This window comes from Streptomyces sp. NPDC051976 (assembly GCF_040680795.1).
Classification (GTDB): Bacteria; Actinomycetota; Actinomycetes; order Streptomycetales; family Streptomycetaceae; genus Actinacidiphila.
Window position 1 is genome coordinate 1 of the sequence record NZ_JBFAXL010000105.1, and the last position, 16,908, is coordinate 16,908.

Below are 16,908 nucleotides of genomic sequence, written 5' to 3' on the forward strand. Positions count from 1 at the left end.
GAAACAACGCGTCTGCCCCATTGGGGCCGGTGGTGACCTGCAGCCACGCGACGGCTGGTCGCGCAGTTCCCCGCGCCCCTTCGGGGCACGACCTCTTCCGCAAGCGCAGCGCGCTTCCCCGCGCCCCTTCGGGGCGAAGGCCCTCCGCGGGGGCGGCGTGGGGTTGGATGGGGGGATGGACTGGCGGAGTCGGTTGAGGGTGCGGCAGGCCGAGGGGGACAGGTTTCTGTGGCAGCGCAAGGCCGCCGCGGGGATCGACGCGTCGTACGGGGACCCGCGGCGGGCGGCGGTGCGGGCGGCAGGGCGCGACGGCGTAGAGGGCTGGCCGGGGATCCGGGCGGTGCTGGCGGAGGCGGCCGACGACGAGGACCTGACGTTCCTGGTGCAGGGACTGGAGAGCGTGCCGGGCGTGGAGCGGTGGAGCGAGCAGGTGCTCACCGCCACGCCGGGTGACCCACTGGCACTGCTGGTCTCGGGCGCCCGGCTGGCCCGCACCGCGCCGGGCGACGGGGCCCGGCGGCGGCTGTCCGAGGCCGCCGCGCTGGAGCCGTCCTGGGCGGCGCCCTGGTACTTCCTGCAGGTCGCCGCCCTCGGCCGGGGCGAGAGTCCGGAAGCGGCCGAGCCGCTGTTCCACGAGGTGTGCGACCGCGTGCCGTGGCACACGGCCGCCCACCGGCAGCGCCTGCAGCACCTGTGCGCCAAGTCGGGCGGCTCGCACGCCCGGACGCACGCCTTCGCCCGCGAGGCGATGCTCGCCGCGCCGGAGGGCAGCCCGCTGGGCGGACTCGTCGCCATGGCCCACATCGAGGAGTGGCTCGCCCTCGGCGGCGACCCCGAGTCCCTCCACATGACCGGCCCGCCCGTCGTCCACGCCCTGCGTGAGGCCGCCGCCCGCTCGGTCGGCCACCCCGCCTTCGTCCGGCGGCGGGACTGGGCGGTCGAGTTCAACACCTTCGCGATGGCCTTCGCCCTCGCCGGCGACCACCGCTCCGCCCGCCCGCTGTTCCGGGCCCTGGGCGCCCGGGCCACCGAGTTCCCCTGGCGCTACCTCGACGAGCGCTCGCCCCTGGTCGCCTTCCGCGCCTGGCGCTCCCGTGTCAACCGCTGAATGGGGCCCACTCCCGCGTGGTGCCGGGTACGGGGGGCGGTCGTGGGGTAGGGGTGAATGCGGTTCCTGAAAAATCCCGATGACGGAGGCCCGATGGACCGCGTGCGGCTGGCCGGGCTCTACGGCGTGGATGTGACGTACAGTCCGGGACCCGGGCAGGAAGTGCCCGTCGCCGAGGAGACGGTGGTCGCGGTGCTGGCCGCGCTCGGGGTCGACGCCTCGACCGGCGGGGCGGTACGGGAGGCGCTGGCCGCCCACGAGGCACGGGCGGCGCGGGTGCTGCTGCCGCCCTGCACGGTGGTGCGCGGCGGCCGCGGTTCGCTGGCCTCGGCGCTGCGCGGGCGGGTGCCGGAGGGCACCCGGCTGGGCGTGGAGACCGAGCGCGGGGCGGCGCTGGACCTGGAACGCGAGTCGCCCCCGCCGCCGGGGCAGTACGTGCTGCGCGCGACGGCCGCCGACGGCCGCACCGCCCGGGGCGAGTTGATCGTGGCACCCGGACGCCTCGGCGGCCCGCCCGGACGGGCCTTCGGCTTCCTGGCGCAGCTCTACTCGACGCTGTCCGGCCGCTCCTGGGGCATGGGTGACCTCGGTGACCTCGCGGACCTCGCCGCCTGGTCGGGCCGGGCGCTGGGTGCGGGCTTCGTCCAGATCAACCCGCTGCACGCGGCCGTGCCGGGGCGGCCCACCGACCCCTCGCCGTACCGCCCGTCGAGCCGACGCTTCCCCGACCCGGTCTATCTGCGGATCGAGCAGGTGCCGGAGTACGCCTATCTGGCCGGGTCCGCGCGGGAGCGGGCGGCGGAGCTGGAGGCGAAGGCGGCGGAGCTGCGGGACGGGGTGCTGCACAAGGACGCGCTGATCGACCGGGACGCGGTGTGGGCGCTGAAGGCGGAGGCGCTGGAGCTGCTGCGCCAGGTGCCGCTCAGCCCCGGCCGGCGGGCGGCGTACGTCGACTTCCTCGCCGAGCAGGGCCAGGCGCTGGACGACCACGCCACCTGGTCGATGCTCGCCGAACTGCACGGCCCCGACTGGCACGACTGGCCCGAGGGGCTGCGCGACCCGAGGTCGGCGCAGGTGGCGCGGGCCCGCGGCGCCCACATGGACCGGGTCGACTTCCACTGCTGGCTCAGCTGGCTGACGGACGGCCAGCTCGCGGCGGCGCAGACCGCGGCGCGGGACGCGGGGATGACGGTCGGCGTCGTGCACGACCTGGCCGTCGGTGTGCACCCGGGCGGCTCCGACGCCTGGTCGATGCAGTCCGTACTGGCCAGCGGGATGTCGATCGGGGCGCCGCCGGACGCGTTCAACTCGCGCGGCCAGGACTGGGGTCTGCCGCCGTGGCGCCCCGACGCGCTGGCGGCCGCGGGCTATGCGCCGTACCGCGATCTGATCGCGCGGATGCTGCGGAACGCGGGCGGGCTTCGGATGGACCACGTCATGGGCCTGTTCCGGCTCTGGTGGGTGCCGCAGGGCCGCCCGCCGACGGACGGCGCCTATGTGCGCTACGACGCGGAGGCGATGCTGGGCCTGCTGGCGCTGGAGGCGCACCGGGCCGGGGCCGTGGTGATAGGCGAGGACCTGGGCACGGTGGAGCCGGGCGTCCGCGAGGAGCTGGTGGACCGCGGGATCCTGGGCACCTCGGTGCTGTGGTTCGAGCGGAACTACGTGGGCACGGCGGCCGCCGAGGACGGTACGGGCGCGCGCCGGGAGAAGCCGGGGGACGGCCGCCCGCTGCCGCCGGAGGCATGGCGGGAGTCCTGCCTGGCCACCGCCACCACCCACGACCTGCCGAGTACGGCGGCCCGGCTGACCGGCGAGCACGTCGAACTGCGGCACCGCCTCGGCCTGCTGACCCGCCCTCTGGACCAGGAGCAGGCGGCGGACGCGGCCGAGGTCGCGGAGTGGATCGCGCTGCTCGGGCGGCTCGGGCTGCTGCCGGAGGGCACGGCCGACGAGGAGGCGGTGGTGAAGGCGGTGCACCGCTTTCTGGCACGCACCCCCGCCCGGATGCTCGGTGTGTGGCTGCCCGACACCGTCGGCGACCGGCGCCCGCAGAACCTGCCGGGCACGTGGGACCAGTACCCGAACTGGCGGCTGCCCGTGGCGGACCCCGACGGCACCCCGCTCACCCTGGAGCAGCTGGCCGCCTCGCCGCGGCTGCACGGGCTGGTCGACGACGTGCGCCAGGCGCTGGCCGAGGCGGCGGCCGACCGGGGCGTGCACCCGTAAGGACACCCCGGGCGCGCGGCCCCCGAGGGCCTTCACTACATTGAGGGCGTGGACAAGAAGCTCACCAAGAAGGCCATGCGCGCCGGGGTCATCACCGCCGGTACGACGCTGATGCTCCTGATGTCGTCCCCGGCGTTCGCGCTGACCCGTGACGACGGCGACGACCCGGGTTCCGGTCTGAGCGTCGTACAGACGCTGGGCCTGTTCGTGGCCACCCCGATCGTCCTGTTCGGCATCATCGCGGGCTGCGTCATGCTGACCGACAAGACCCGTAAGCAGCAGGACAACTAGGTCTTCCGCCCGGACCGCCGCGGCGCCGCGCGCCGCGGCGGCGGGCGTACCGCTCCAGCCCCCTGTGCGCCTGCCCGAGGCGCGCCAGGGGGCTCAGTGCTGCCCGGACGCGGGGTGTTCGGTCGAGGCCAGCAACAGCCGCAGCAGGTCGGCGAGCTGCTCGGCCTGCTTCTCGTCCAGGCCGTCGAGCGCGGCCTTCTGCAGGGCGAGCCCGGCGCCGACCGCTTCGTCGATGACGGTGCGGCCGCGCTCGGTGAGGCTGACGCGCAGGCCGCGCCGGTCGTTCGGGTCGGGCGCGCGCTCCAGCAGCCCGGCCCGCTCCAGTTTGTCCAGCCGCCCGGTCATCCCGCCCGTGGTGAGCATCAGCGTCCCGGAGAGCTGCCGCGGTGAGAGCGTGTACGGGGCTCCCGAGCGGCGCAGCGTGGCGAGCACATCGAACTCGCCGCGGCCGATCCCGTACCGCTGGTACTCCTTCTCCATCCGGTCGCCCATGAGGCGGGCGAGGCGGTAGATCCGGCCGAAGACGGCCATGGGGAGGGTGCCGAGGTCGGGGCGTTCCACGTTCCACTGCCCGGTGATGGCGTCGACGGCGTCGTGAGTCATGACCCCAGTATCGGCATGAGGTCACTCGACGGCAAGAAAGTAGCTTGCGAATAAGTCGCTTAGTGCTAAGATACTTTCTATCGACCTACTCTGCGGGACTCCGGGAGCCTCACGATGTTGCTGCGTACGCGGACCACCACCTCTGCCGCCGCCTCCACCTCCGCCGTGGCGACCCCCGCCCGGCTCCCGGGGGAGCGCGCGATGCTCGGCGCGATGGCCGTCGACTCGGTCGGCTCCGGTATGTACATCCCGTTCAGCCTGGTCTTCTTCCACCACATCACCGGACTCTCCTTCGCCGTGGTCGGCGCGGTGCTCACCACGGTGGGACTGATCGGCATGGGCGCGCTGCCGCTGGCCGGCACCGCCGTCGACCGCTACGGCGCCCGCAGAGTGCAACTCGTGCTGTACGCGATACGCGGCACCGGCTTCGCGCTCTACCCCTTCGCCACCTCGCTGCCCTTCTTCGCCGTCGTCGCCCTCGCCACCGCCTTCGGGGACCGGGCCTTCCCCGCCGCCCAGCAGGCCCGGATCGGCGAGATCGCCCGCGGCGCCGACCGCGACCGGCTGCAGGCCGCCTCCCGCGCCCTGCGCAACGGCGGCCTCGGCGCGGGCGCGCTGCTCGCCTCGCTGATCGTCACCCTGGCGGGCGACCGCGGCTTCACCGCCGCCGCCTGGCTCAACACGCTCAGCTTCGCCGTCGCCGCCCTGCTGATGCGGGCGGTGCCCGACCGGGCGGCGGACGCGGACGGCGCCGAGGCCGCCGTCGCGCGGCCCGCCGGGCGCGGCGGTGCCACCGGTTACCGGATCGTCCTCGCCGACCGGGCGTTCCTCGGGCTGACCGTCGCCAACTTCCTCACCGCGCTGGGCTACTCGGCGCTGGCGGTGCTCTTCCCGCTCTTCATCGGCGGGACGCTGAACGGCCCGCAGTCGCTGACCGGTGCCGCCTTCACCGTCAACACCGTGCTGTGCGCGATCGGCGGGGTCTTCGTGGCCCGGGTGGTACGGCGCACCGGGGCGCGGCGGACCCGCTCGGCGGCGCTCGGCGCGGTGCTCTTCTCCACCGCGTTCCTCGGGCTCGCGGTGCTGGGCGCGGCCCGGCCGCACTCCGGATGGGTCGTGGCGGGCGCGCTGTTCGGCCTGGTCACGCTCTACACGGTCGCCGAGATGGTGCACAACCCGTCGTCCGGCGCGCTGGCCGTCGCCGCGGCGCCGGAGGAGCTGCGCGGCCGGTACATGGCGACCTACCAGCTCTCCTGGTCGCTGGCCAGCACGCTCGCCCCGTCGCTGTTCACCGCCCTGATCGGCGCCGACGCCCGGCTGCCCTGGCTGCTGCTGGTGGGCACCACGCTGACCGCCGCGGCGCTGCTGGTCCGGCTGGAGCGGCGGCTCCCCGCGGAGGCCGTCACCCTGTCGCCCGCCGCGCCGGTCGCCACCCACACCGCCGAGGCCCCCGCCCCCGTCAAGGTCCCGGCCCCGCAGACCGCCTGACCCGCCCCGCATCCGGTCTCCGGCCCGGTTCCCGAGCCGCCCTCGCGACCCCGTAAGCGATCCGACCAGCCGCGACCGCCCCGCCCCGCCCCGCTCGCTCCCCGTCCCGCACCCTCCGCCGAGAGGAACCCGCCATGTCCCGCGCGACGAACACCCTCCTCACCGCCCTCGCCCCCGTCGCCTGGGGCTCCACCTACGCGGTGACGACGCAACTGCTGCCGTCCGACCGGCCGTTGTTCGCCGGGCTGATGCGGGCGCTGCCCGCGGGACTGCTGCTGCTGGCCGTGACGCGGCGGCTGCCGCGCGGGGCGTGGTGGGGCAAGGCGGCGGTGCTGGGGGCGCTCAACATCGGCGCGTTCTTCCCGCTGCTGTTCCTCGCCGCCTACCGGCTGCCCGGTGGGGTCGCCGCCGTCGTCGGGGCGGTCGGGCCGCTGTTCGTGGCGGGGCTGTCCACGGTGCTGCTGAGCCAACGGCCCACCGCGCGCACCCTGTTCGCCGCCGTGATCGGCGCGCTCGGCGTGTCCCTGGTGGTGCTGCGGCCGGGCGCGGGGCTCGACCCGATCGGGATCGCGGCCGGACTCGGTGGCGCCGCGGCGATGTCGGCCGGGACCGTACTGACCAAGCGATGGGGGCGCCCGGAAGGGGTCGGGCCGCTGGCCTTCACCGGCTGGCAGCTCACCGCGGGCGGCCTGCTCATCGCGCCGGTCGCCCTGCTCGCGGAGGGCGTGCCGCCCGCCCTCGACACCCGCAACCTGCTCGGCTACGCCTATCTGGCCGTCGCCAACACCGCGGTCGCGTACGCCCTGTGGTTCCGCGGCATCGGCCGGCTGCCGGCGACCTCGGTCAGCCTGCTCGGCTTCCTGAGCACCCTGTCCGCCGCCGTCATCGGCTGGGTCGCCCTCGGCCAGAGCCTGGGCGCCCTCCAGCTCCTGGGCGTGGCCGTGGCCCTGGGCGGCACCCTGCTCGGCCAGTTGCCCGCCGCCACCCGCCCCCGCACCACCGCCACCGCCCCGGCCGCCGTCCCCGCACCGCGGCCCGCCCCGGCCGCCGCCCCGTCAGGGCGCTGAGCCCCCAGAGCCCGCCCGCCCTCGTCCCGGAGGGCGGGCGGCCCCCTTTCTGCACCCCTTCCCCGGCCCCGCCTACGACGCCGGGGACGTCTCCGGTGCCGCCCCGCGCGGGGCCGGGGCCGCCGGGGGAGGGGAGGCCAGATTGCGGCCGAAGGGGCGCCAGGCGACCACGGTGAGGACGGTCATCGCCGCCGCCGCGCACCAGAAGGGGGCCGTGACGCCGTGCCACCGGGCCAGCGGACCGCCGACGAGGGCGCCGACGGCGTTGCCGCCCAGGGCGAACATCATGAAGACGCTGTGGACGCGGCCGCGCAGCTCCTCCGGCACCCGGAGCTGCCGCAGCGTCGTCTCGACGCCGCCGAGCACCGAGCTGTGCACGCCGAACGCCACGAGGACGGCGGCCGACAGCCAGGCCGTACCGGACACCGCCAGGCCGACATGGGTGAGGGTCTCGATGACCAGACCGGTCCGCAGCAGCAGCGAGGCCCGGAACCGCTTCTGCAGCCGCGGCGTCCACACCGCGCCGACCACCCCGCCCACCGCACTGGCCGACAGCAGAAGGCCGTAGCCGATGTCGCTCATCCCGAGCCGGTCGCGGCAGTAGAGCACCATGATGGAGAACCCGGCGGTCAGTGCCACGTTCATCAGGCACAGGGAGACCACCATCATCCGTACCACCGGCTCCCGCCACAGCCAGCGCAGCCCGTCGCCGATGTCCGCGCGCACCGACCGGCGCGCGGGAGCCGGTTCCGCCGTGTCCGCGGCCGCCGCCCCGCCGATGCCGCGGACGGTGGCGACCAGCAGCGCCGAGGCGAGGAACGACGTCGCGTCCACACAGAACGGCGCGGCCGCCGCGACCACGAACAGGGCCGCGCCCAGCGGCCGTCCGGCGAACTTGTTGAGCACGAAGTACGCGCCGTGCAGCCGCGAGTTGGCGCGCGGCAGGTCCTCGGGGGCGACCACCGCGGGCACCAGCGTGGCCGCCGCGTTCTGCGCGAGCGTCTCACCCGTGCCCAGGGCGAAGGCGATTGCGTAGAGGACGGGGATCGAGGCGTGGCCCGTCGCCACGGTGAGGGCGAGCACCGCGGTGACCGCGCCCCGCAGCACGTCCACCACCACGATCAGCCGCCGCTTGTCGATCCGGTCCACGACGACCCCGCTGACCAGGGAGAACAGCAGCCATGGCAGCTGCTGGACGAAGACCGCGAGACCGACGAGCACCGGGTCGTCCGACACCGAGGCGACCAGCAGCGGCCCGGCCGCCGCGACCACGCCGTCGCCCAGGGTCGAGACGGAGTTCGCCAGCCACAGCGTCCCGAAGTCCCGGCCCAGACCCGTGCCGCGTCCCCGCCGCATCCCGCACCTCCCGGCCCGGGGCCGCGACCGACGCGGCCCAAAGCCGCCGACGCTACCGCGCGGCCCGGCCGCCGCCCCACCGATTTACGGCGGAGCGGCTGCTGCGCGGCGGGCGGTGCTACTGGTGGGCGCCGCCGCCGGGCCGGGGCGGGTGGACAGGGGTGTAGGTGCGGGTGGGGGCCGGGACCGGGTGGCCGTCACCTCTTCATGTGTGCGGCCGCTGCCCCTGCTCCTGCTTCGGGAACGTCTGCGTCGCACCGGGGATGGTCGGCTTGGGCAGCGTGGCCACCTCGGTCTCCGCCTCGACGAGCTGCTCGGCGGTGTTGCCGGGCAGCTGCGGCGGGGTGGGGTGGTCGTCGGAGAAGCGGAACGCCGAGGTGAGGTCGCCGAAGGTGCGGCGCCGCCACTGGCTGATGTTCGGCTCGGCCACCCCGGTGAACTGCTCCAGGAACCGCAGCGCCGAGGTGTGGTCGAACGCCTCGCTGGCCACCCAGCCGCCCACCGTCCAGGGCGAGATGATGATCGCCGGGACGCGGAAGCCGCCGCCGATGGGCACACCCTGGACGAACTCGCCCGCGGTGCCCGCCTTCGGGGTGGGCGGCGCCACATGGTCGAACAGGCCGTCGTTCTCGTCGTAGTTGAGGATGAACGCGGTCTTCGCCCACACCTTCGGGTTGGACGCGATGGCCTCCAGCTTCTGCGCCACGAAGTCCGCCCCGGCCGCGGGCAGGTAGTCGGGGTGCTCCGACTGGTGGCTGGTCGGCATGATCCAGGAGACGGTCGGCAGCCGGTCGTTGCGCGCGTCGTCCTCGAACGTGCCCTCCGGCTGCGGCCGCACCCCCCGCTCGTACAGGTCGCTGCCCGGCTGCGCGTTCTTGAACGCCTGGAAGTTCTCCAGCATGTTGCAGCCGTAGTCGTCGTCCTGCTGGTAGACCTTCCAGCTCACCCCGGCCGCCTGCAGCCGCTCCGCATAGGTCGTCCACTGGTACGGCGTGGGCGCGGTGTTGTTGAGCACCGGGCCGCCCTTGGTGCCGTCGGGGTCGATGTTCGCCGTCATCCAGTAGAGGCGGTTCGGCCAGGTCGGACCCATGACCGAGCAGAAGTAGTTGTCGCAGATCGTGAAGGTCTCCGCGAGCGCGAACTGGAACGGGATGTCGTCACGGGTGTAGTAGCCCATGACGTACGGGCCGTTGACGCCGTCCGCCTTGCGGTGCGCGGGCAGCCACTGGTCCATCTTGCCGCCGTTCCACGCCTGGTGCTGCACGGTCCAGGCGTGGCTGGTGGACGGGATGGCCTGGGCGCTGGTGGTGTGCGTGTCCAGGTGGAAGGGGAGCAGATAGCCCTTGGGGTTGACGGTGTCCGGCTGGTAGAAGACCGAGCGCCCGGTGGAGAGCTTCATGGCGGTGGGATCGCCGAAGCCGCGCACGCCGGAGAGCGTGCCGAAGTAGTGGTCGAAGGAGCGGTTCTCCTGCATCAGCATCACGACGTGCTCGATGTCGTTGATCGAGCCGTTGCGCGGCCGCCCGGCGGCGACGGCCTTCTGCACGCTGGGCGGAAGCAGGGCGAGCGCCGCCGCGCCGCCCACCGCCGAACCGAGGAGTCTGCGTCGCGTCAACTCGGGCATGTGCGTCCCTCCTTGATGGCATTGCGGTCTTCTCCGGAGGCGCCCGTATCGGGGCCTCTCCAGCACTGTGATGGTTGCTCACCGTGGTGCGATGGGGGCTGTCGGTGAACAAGTGAGCAACGTGGAGCGAGCAGTTGGCCACGCGGCCCCGCTCAGCGGTGGTGAGAGACCGTCACCACACGTCGCCGTCGCGCCAGTCGCAGATGAGTGCGCCGGTCAGGTCCAGCGGCGCGTGCGGCTGCGGAAGGACGTAGATCCAGCCGTCCACGTCCGCCGTCCGGGATATCCCGTCGGGCGTGAGGGCGGATGCCGGGCCCTGCCACAGCCGCCAGCCGAGGAACGTGTAGAAGTCCGTCGCCCCCTCGGCGCTGGCCAGCGCGCCCAGGTCGTACGCCCCGCGGATGACGCGCGCGGCCTCGGCCATCACCGCGGCGCCGTACCCGGCGCGGCGGCGGTCGGCGCGTACCGCGACGGCCTCCACGTATCCCGCGCGCAGTGCCCGCCCGCCGTGCAGCAGCCGCCGCTGGACCACCGAGGCGTGCCCGACCAGCTCGGCGCCTTCCCAGGCCATGGCGTGCATACCGCCGATCGTGTGGTCCCAGTCGGCGTCGGTGAAGTCCCCGTCCGGGTGACCGGCGAAGGCGTCGTCCATGAGGGTGCGGATCGCCGCCAGCTCGGAGGTGGTCAAATCCGCGGTGTGGGCGGTGCGCACGTCGGTCACACCACGCATCCTGACATCGCGGGCCGTGGATCTCCGGTAGGCAGATGCGTAAGTCACCAAAGATGTTCATGGGGATGTCAGGGAGCCCCGGACCGGTCGACCGGTCCGGGGCTCCCTTGTCCCGCTGCTACCGCCTGCTACTGCCCGGCGGCCGCCGCGTCCACCGCCTGCGCCCGCAGCGCGCGCTCGACGCCCGCGCGCGCCTCCACGACCAGCCTGCGCAGCGCCGGCACCGGCTCGGCCGAGGCCAGCCAGGCGTCCGTGCGGTCCAGGGTGTCCTGCGAGACCTGGAGCGACGGGTAGAGCCCGACGACGATCTGCTGCGCCATCTCGTGGCTGCGGGTGTCCCACGCCTCCTTCACTGCGGCGAAGTACCGCTCGGTGTACGGCGCCAGCAGCTCGCGCTGGTCGCTCTGCACGAACCCGCCGATCACCGCCTCCTGCAGACCGTTCGGCAGCTTGTCGTCCTCCACGACCGACGCCCACGCGGCGGTCTTCGCCGTCTCGGTGGGACGCCCGGCGCGGGCGGCCGCCGCGTGCTGCTCACCGGCCGACGTCGGGTCGAGCGCCAGCTCCGCGTCGATCTCCGCGTCGTCGGCGCGGCCGGTGGCGGCGAGCCGGGCCAGCAGCGTCCAGCGCAGGTCGGTGTCGACCGCCAGGCCCTCGTACGACACCGAGCCGTCCAGCAGCCCGGCCAGCACGTCGAGCTGCTCCGGGGTGCGCGCCGCCGCGGCGAACGCCCGTGCCCAGGCGAGCTGGTGGTCGCTGCCCGGCTCGGCGGCGGCCAGGTGCTCCCCGGCCGCCTCGGTCCAGCGGGCGAGCCCGCTCTCCCGCCAGTCCGGCGCGGCGTACAGGTCGAGCGCCAGCTTGACCTGCCGGTGCAGCGACTGCACCACACCGATGTCGGTCTCCTTGGCGATGCCGTGCAGCACCAGCTCCAGGTAGTCGCGGGTGGCCAGCTCGCCGTCGCGCGTCATGTCCCAGGCCGACGCCCAGATCAGCGCGCGCGGCAGCGACTCGGTGAAGTCACCCACGTGGTCGCGGACCACGGCCAGCGACTCCTCGTCGAGCCGCACCTTGGCGTACGACAGGTCGTCGTCGTTCAGCAGGATCACATCGGGGCGCTTGGTGGCCTTCGGGAACGGGACCTCGGTCAGCTCGCCCTCGACGTCCAGCTCGATCCGGCTGGTCCGCTCCAGCCTGCCGTCCCGCAGGTCGTAGCAGCCGACCGCGATCCGGTGCGGCCGCAGCACGGCCTCGCCCTTGGCACCGGCCGGCAGCGCCGGGGCCTCCTGGCGTACCGCCAGCGAGGTCAGCACGCCGTCGCCGTCCACGGTGATCTCCGGCCGCAGCACATTGATGCCCGCGGTCTCCAGCCACGCCGTCGACCAGGTCTTCAGATCGCGCCCCGAGGTCTCCTCCAGCGCGCCCAGCAGGTCGGCCAGCCGGGTGTTGCCCCAGGCGTGCCGCTTGAAGTACGCCTGCACGCCCGCGAAGAACGCGTCCATGCCGACGTACGCCACGAGCTGCTTGAGCACCGAGGCGCCCTTGGCGTACGTGATGCCGTCGAAGTTGACCAGCACGTCGTCGAGGTCATTGATCTCGGCCATGATCGGGTGCGTCGACGGAAGCTGGTCCTGCCGGTACGCCCAGGTCTTCATCGAGTTGGCGAAGGTGGTCCACGCGTGCGGCCACTTCGAGCCGGGGGCGTACGCCTGGCAGGCGATCGAGGTGTACGTGGCGAACGACTCGTTCAGCCACAGGTCGTTCCACCACTCCATGGTGACCAGGTCGCCGAACCACATGTGCGCCAGCTCGTGCAGGATCGTCTCGCCGCGCACCTCGTACGCCGCGCCCGTCACCTTGGAGCGGAACACGTACTGGTCGCGGATGGTGACCGCGCCCGCGTTCTCCATCGCGCCCGCGTTGAACTCCGGCACGAAGAGCTGGTCGTACTTGGCGAACGGGTACGCGTAGTCGAACTTCTCCTCGAACCAGTCGAAGCCCTGCCGGGTGACGTCGAAGATCGCGTCGGCGTCCAGATACTCCGCCAGCGACGGACGGCAGTAGATGCCCAGCGGCACCGTGCGGCCGTTGCCCTCCCAGGTGCTGTGCACCGCGGTGTACGGGCCCACGATCAGCGCCGTGATGTACGACGAGATCCGCGGCGTCGGCGCGAACACCCACACGCCGTCGGCCGGGGGCTCGGGCGTCGGCGAGTTCGAGATGACCGTCCACCCGGCGGGCGCCTTCACGGTGAACGCGAAGGTGGCCTTGAGGTCGGGCTGCTCGAAGCTGGCGAAGACCCGCCGCGCGTCCGGTACTTCGAACTGCGTGTACAGATACGCCTGCTTGTCGACCGGGTCGACGAACCGGTGCAGACCCTCGCCGGTGTTGGTGTAGGCGCAGTCCGCGACGACCCGCAGCTCGTTCGCACCCGCCCGCAGCGAGTCCAGCGCGATCCGCGAGTCGGCGAAGACCGCCGCCGCGTCGAGCGCCTCGCCGTTGAGCACCACCTCGTGGACCGCGGGCGCCACCAGGTCGATGAAGGTCGAGGCCCCTGCCTCGGCCGACTCGAACCGCACCGTGGTCACCGACCGGAAAGTGCCCCCTTCCTGGGCCCCGCCCAGGTCGAGGTCGATCTCGTAAGCGTCCACCGTGAGCAGGCGCGCACGCTGCTGCGCCTCCTCACGGGTGAGGTTGGTACCAGGCACGGTGGCCCACTCCTTCTCGTCAGGTGAGACGGCCATCCTCGCACGCTTCGAAATGGCCGGGAGGGGGGTTGTCCCCACCCTGGGGACGCCAGGGAACGCCATGGTCCGGCGCGAACGCGCTCCGTAGCGTCGGGAGGGTCGGAAGAAGGGCCCAGTTGAGAGGGATGAGGCGGTCATGGCGTCGCGGCGCGAGCGCAGGCGGGCACAGAAGGCGGAGCGGGCCGGGCGGCCGGGCGGGGCGGACGGGTCCGCGCCCGCGGACCTGTCCGGGCCGGTGGCGGGAGCACCGGGCCGGGCCGCCTTCGCCGTGGAACTGCGCGGGGTGCGGCGCGTCTACGGGCGGGGCGAGGCGGCCGTGCACGCGCTGCGGGGGATCGACCTGGGACTGCCCCGGGGCAGCTTCACCGCGGTGATGGGGCCCTCGGGGTCGGGCAAGAGCACCTTCCTGCAGTGCGCGGCGGGGCTCGACCGGCCGACCGACGGCGAGGTGCTGCTCGGCGGGGCGGAGATCACCAAGCTCAGCGAGAACCGCCTCACCCAGTTGCGGCGCAGCCGGATCGGCTTCGTCTTCCAGTCCTTCAACCTGCTGCCGTCACTGACCGTCCAGCAGAACGTGCAGCTTCCGCAGCGGCTCGCGGGCGAGCGCACCGACCGCAGGGCGGCGGCCGCGCTGCTGGCCAGAGTCGGCCTGGAGGGATACGGCAGGCGCCGCCCCGGGCAGCTCTCCGGCGGCCAGCAGCAGCGCGTCGCCATCGCGCGGGCGCTGATCACCGAACCCGAGGTGATCTTCGCCGACGAGCCGACCGGCGCCCTGGACACCGGGACCGCCCGCGAGGTGCTGGGCCTGCTGCGGCAGGCGGTCGACACCATGGGCGCGACCGTCGTCATGGTCACCCACGACCCGGTCGCCGCCTCGTACGCCGACCGGGTGCTGTTCCTGGCCGACGGCGCCTTCGCCGGAGAGCTGCTGCGCCCCGATCCGACGGAGGTCGCCGACCGGATGGTCGCGCTCACCTCCCGCGGCGAGCGGCTGGGGGCGGCGGCGTGAACGGCCTGGCCCGCGCGTCCGTACAGTTCCGGCCCGCCTCCTTCGCGGGCACCTTCGTCGCGCTGCTGTTCGCCGCGGCGATCGTCACCGCCTGCGGCACCCTGCTGCAGACCGGCATCACCGCGCATGTCCCACCCGTGCGGTACGCGCACGTGCCCGTCGTGGTGGCCGCCTCGCCCGAGGCCAGGATCACCACGGGCCACGGCGACAACAAGGACAGCGAGACGGCGCCGCTGACCGACCGGCCCCGGCTGGCCACCGCGCTGGCCGGGCGGATCGCCGCCCGCCCCGGCGTCGCCGCGGCCGTGCCCGACATCGCCTTCCCCGTGCAGTCGGCCGCGCTGCCGCAGCTCACCGGGCGCGACTGGGCCGCCCGCGCCATCGACGGCGCCACCGCCACCCGCGGCCACGCCCCCGGCGCGGGCGAGGTCGTCCTCGACGCGGCCACCGCCGGCAGCGCGCGGATCGGCGTCGGCGACACCGTCACCCTGACCGCCCCCGGTGGCAGCGCCGCCTACCGGGTGTCGGGGCTGACCGCGGAGAGCGCCCCCACCGCCTACTTCGCGGACGCCGCCGCGGGCGCCCTGTCGGGACACCCGGGCCTGGCCGACGCCATCGCGGTGCTGCCCGCCCGCGGGGTCACCACCGACGCCCTCGCCGACCAGGCCAAGCGGGCCGTCGGCGGCGCCGCGCAGGTGCGCACCGGGAACGGCCGCGGGGCCGCGGAGCACCCGGAACTGGCCGAGGCCAAGGAGATGCTCAGCGGCATCGGCGGGTCGTTCGGCGGGATCGCCACCGCGACGGCGGTGTTCGTCGTGATGGGCACGGTCGCGCTGGCGATCGGCCAGCGCGGCCGGGAGATCGCGCTGCTGCGGGCGGTCGGCGCCACCCCGCGGCAGATCCGGCGCACCGTCGCCACCGAGGCCGTGCTGGTCGCCCCGCTCGCGGGCGCCGCGGGCATCCTGCCGGGCATCGCGCTGGCCCGCTGGTGGCTCGGCCAGCTCGTCCACAAGGGCGCCGTGCCCGACGGGGTGACGCTGAGCGTCGGCTGGATCCCGATGGTCAGCGCGGTCGGCTCCGGGCTGCTCGCGGCGCTCGGCGCCGGATACCTGGCCGCCCGGCGGCCGTCGAAGGCCCGGCCCAGCCAGGCGCTCGGCGAGGCGGCGGTGGAACGCCGCAGGCCCGGTGTCATCAGGACCGTACTGGGGCTGGCCGCCGTCGCGGGCGGCTGCGTCCTGGCCGCCGTCGCCGCGCACACCAGCGGTGAGGACGCGGCGAACGTCGCCCTGGGCGTGGTGATGTGCTTCATGCTCGGGGTCGCCTTTCTCGGCCCGGTGGTGGCGTGGCTGGCGGCGGCCGTACTCGGCCTGCCGCTGCGGGCCGGTGGCGCGCCCGGCGCGCTGGCCGCCGCCAACACCCGTGCCAACGCCCGCCGTCTGGCCTCCGCGATCACCCCGATCGTGCTGGTCACCGCTTTCTGCGGCACCCTGCTGTGCATGCAGGGCTCGATCAGGCACGAGTCGTCCCGGCAGATCCGCGACGGCGTGGTGGCCGACCAGGTGGTGGGCTCGCACGACGCCGGGCTGCCCGCGGGCACCGCCGACCGGATCGCCCGTCTGCCGGGCGTGGACACCGCGGTCGGTGTGCTGCGCACCGGCGCCCTCTACCGGGCGGGCGGCTCGCTGGACTCGGCGAGCGTGCTGGGCGTCACCGGCGACCCCGGGCGGCTGCCCCGGGTGCTGCAACTGGGCGTGAAGAGCGGCGCGTTGAGCGACCTGACCGGAGACGGCACCACCGTGGCCGTCGACGCGATGTTGGCGGACACCATGAAGGTCGAGGTCGGCAGCCGGATCTCGCTGTGGCTGGGCGACGGCACGACCGTGCGGCCCAGGGTGGTCGCCACCTACGGACGCGGCCTGGGACTCGGCCAGTTGCTGCTGCCGCGTGCCGCCGTCGCGGCCCACGCCGCCACCGCGTACGACACCCAGGTGCTGGTCCATGACGCGCCGGGCGCCGACCGGGTGGCCGTCGAGCGCGGGGTGGCCCGGCTCGGGGTGGCCGGGCTGACCGTGACCGACCGGGCCGGGTACCGGGCGCAGGCCGACAAGGACCTGGAGCTGAACGCCTGGGCCAACAACGTGATGGCAGCCGTCCTCGGCGGCTTCGCCGCGGTCGCCGCCGCCAACACCCTGGTGATGACGGTGCTCGACCGGCGCCGCGAGGTCGCGCTGCTGCGCCTCGCGGGCACCACCCGGCGCCAGGTGCTCGGCATGGTCCGCTGGGAGGCACTGCTGGTGGCCGCCGCCGGGCTGCTCATCGGCTCCGCCATCGCCTGGATCACCCTGGTCCCCATCGCCCGCGGCCTCACCGGCGCCGCCCCCTACATCCCCCCGCCCACCGCCCTGGGCATCACCGCCGGCGCGGTCCTGCTGGTCCTGGTCTCCACGGCCCTCCCCGCCCGCGCCCTCCTCCGCACCGCCCCCACGACAGCGGGCGCGGGCCGGGAGTAGGCGGCCTGACGGCCGCGGCAGCCGGTTCGGCGCGGCCCGGGGTGGGACGGCCCCCCACACGACGGCGGGGCGCGCACTCGGAGAGTGCGGCCCCCCGGGGGGGGGGGGGGGGGTACCCGCCGTGGGGGGGTGTGGCGCGGTGGCCCGGG

The 16,908-nt window shown here is 74.5% G+C and carries 12 protein-coding genes; 7 read left to right on the forward strand and 5 right to left on the reverse strand.

The window, feature by feature from the left end; genetic code table 11:
- Positions 1-175: 175 nt before the first annotated feature.
- The 3 genes from AB0M29_RS43545 to AB0M29_RS43555 all read left to right on the forward strand — a co-directional run bounded on the left by AB0M29_RS43545 (position 176) and on the right by AB0M29_RS43555 (position 3,628).
- Positions 176-1,108, forward strand: coding sequence for a hypothetical protein (locus tag AB0M29_RS43545; protein WP_365392986.1), 933 nt, complete (start codon positions 176-178; stop codon positions 1,106-1,108).
- A 93-nt stretch (positions 1,109-1,201) separates the two neighbouring features.
- Complete coding sequence (gene malQ / locus AB0M29_RS43550) at positions 1,202-3,337, forward strand: 4-alpha-glucanotransferase (protein ID WP_365392989.1); 2,136 nt, start codon at positions 1,202-1,204, stop codon at positions 3,335-3,337.
- Positions 3,338-3,385: 48 nt separating this feature from the next.
- A complete protein-coding gene (locus AB0M29_RS43555; protein ID WP_365392992.1) occupies positions 3,386-3,628 on the forward strand; it encodes a hypothetical protein in 243 nt (80 codons plus the stop codon).
- Positions 3,629-3,721: 93 nt separating this feature from the next.
- Here the strand turns inward: AB0M29_RS43555 and AB0M29_RS43560 are convergent, their stop codons facing one another.
- Positions 3,722-4,231, reverse strand: coding sequence for a MarR family transcriptional regulator (locus tag AB0M29_RS43560; RefSeq protein WP_365392995.1), 510 nt, complete (start codon positions 4,229-4,231; stop codon positions 3,722-3,724).
- Positions 4,232-4,345: 114 nt separating this feature from the next.
- Between AB0M29_RS43560 and AB0M29_RS43565 the strand changes: the two genes are divergently transcribed.
- Both AB0M29_RS43565 and AB0M29_RS43570 read left to right on the forward strand, forming a co-directional pair.
- Positions 4,346-5,719, forward strand: a complete 1,374-nt coding sequence (locus tag AB0M29_RS43565; RefSeq protein WP_365392998.1) for an MFS transporter — start codon at positions 4,346-4,348, stop codon at positions 5,717-5,719.
- Between the two features lie 134 nt (positions 5,720-5,853).
- A complete protein-coding gene (locus tag AB0M29_RS43570) occupies positions 5,854-6,786 on the forward strand; it encodes an EamA family transporter (RefSeq protein WP_365393001.1) in 933 nt (310 codons plus the stop codon).
- A gap of 72 nt (positions 6,787-6,858) precedes the next feature.
- Here AB0M29_RS43570 and AB0M29_RS43575 read toward each other — a convergent pair whose 3' ends face one another.
- The 4 genes from AB0M29_RS43575 to pepN form a co-directional block, all read right to left on the reverse strand.
- Entirely contained in the window at positions 6,859-8,142 is a 1,284-nt protein-coding gene (locus AB0M29_RS43575; protein ID WP_365393003.1) for an MFS transporter, read from the reverse strand.
- 205 nt (positions 8,143-8,347) lie between these two features.
- A complete protein-coding gene (locus AB0M29_RS43580; RefSeq protein ID WP_365393006.1) occupies positions 8,348-9,766 on the reverse strand; it encodes an alkaline phosphatase family protein in 1,419 nt (472 codons plus the stop codon).
- A gap of 172 nt (positions 9,767-9,938) precedes the next feature.
- Positions 9,939-10,496, reverse strand: coding sequence for a GNAT family N-acetyltransferase (locus AB0M29_RS43585; RefSeq protein WP_365393008.1), 558 nt, complete (start codon positions 10,494-10,496; stop codon positions 9,939-9,941).
- Between the two features lie 128 nt (positions 10,497-10,624).
- Positions 10,625-13,201, reverse strand: a complete 2,577-nt coding sequence (pepN, locus tag AB0M29_RS43590; protein WP_365393016.1) for an aminopeptidase N — start codon at positions 13,199-13,201, stop codon at positions 10,625-10,627.
- Between the two features lie 175 nt (positions 13,202-13,376).
- On the opposite strand from pepN, the gene AB0M29_RS43595 reads away from it, so the two are divergent.
- Together AB0M29_RS43595 and AB0M29_RS43600 are read left to right on the forward strand one after the other, a co-directional pair.
- The gene (locus tag AB0M29_RS43595) at positions 13,377-14,249 is read left to right on the forward strand and encodes an ABC transporter ATP-binding protein (protein WP_365393011.1); all 873 of its coding nucleotides are present in this window, start codon (positions 13,377-13,379) and stop codon (positions 14,247-14,249) included.
- On the forward strand, positions 14,246-16,759 hold the full coding sequence (locus AB0M29_RS43600; RefSeq protein WP_365393013.1) for an ABC transporter permease: 2,514 nt from the start codon (positions 14,246-14,248) through the stop codon (positions 16,757-16,759). Before AB0M29_RS43595 ends, AB0M29_RS43600 begins: the two co-directional genes overlap by 4 nt.
- The last annotated feature ends 149 nt before the right edge of the window (positions 16,760-16,908 follow it).

Excerpts from the sequence above, each read along its gene's own strand:
- AB0M29_RS43595 (WP_365393011.1), top strand. The coding sequence starts at position 13,377 with ATGGCGTCGCGGCGCGAGCGCAGGCGGGCACAGAAGGCGGAGCGGGCC.
- malQ (WP_365392989.1), top strand. The coding sequence starts at position 1,202 with ATGGACCGCGTGCGGCTGGCCGGGCTCTACGGCGTGGATGTGACGTAC.
- AB0M29_RS43560 (WP_365392995.1), bottom strand. The coding sequence starts at position 4,231 with ATGACTCACGACGCCGTCGACGCCATCACCGGGCAGTGGAACGTGGAA.
- AB0M29_RS43545 (WP_365392986.1), top strand. The coding sequence starts at position 176 with ATGGACTGGCGGAGTCGGTTGAGGGTGCGGCAGGCCGAGGGGGACAGG.
- AB0M29_RS43580 (WP_365393006.1), bottom strand. The coding sequence starts at position 9,766 with ATGCCCGAGTTGACGCGACGCAGACTCCTCGGTTCGGCGGTGGGCGGC.
- AB0M29_RS43585 (WP_365393008.1), bottom strand. The coding sequence starts at position 10,496 with ATGCGTGGTGTGACCGACGTGCGCACCGCCCACACCGCGGATTTGACC.
- AB0M29_RS43570 (WP_365393001.1), top strand. The coding sequence starts at position 5,854 with ATGTCCCGCGCGACGAACACCCTCCTCACCGCCCTCGCCCCCGTCGCC.
- AB0M29_RS43565 (WP_365392998.1), top strand. The coding sequence starts at position 4,346 with ATGTTGCTGCGTACGCGGACCACCACCTCTGCCGCCGCCTCCACCTCC.
- AB0M29_RS43575 (WP_365393003.1), bottom strand. The coding sequence starts at position 8,142 with ATGCGGCGGGGACGCGGCACGGGTCTGGGCCGGGACTTCGGGACGCTG.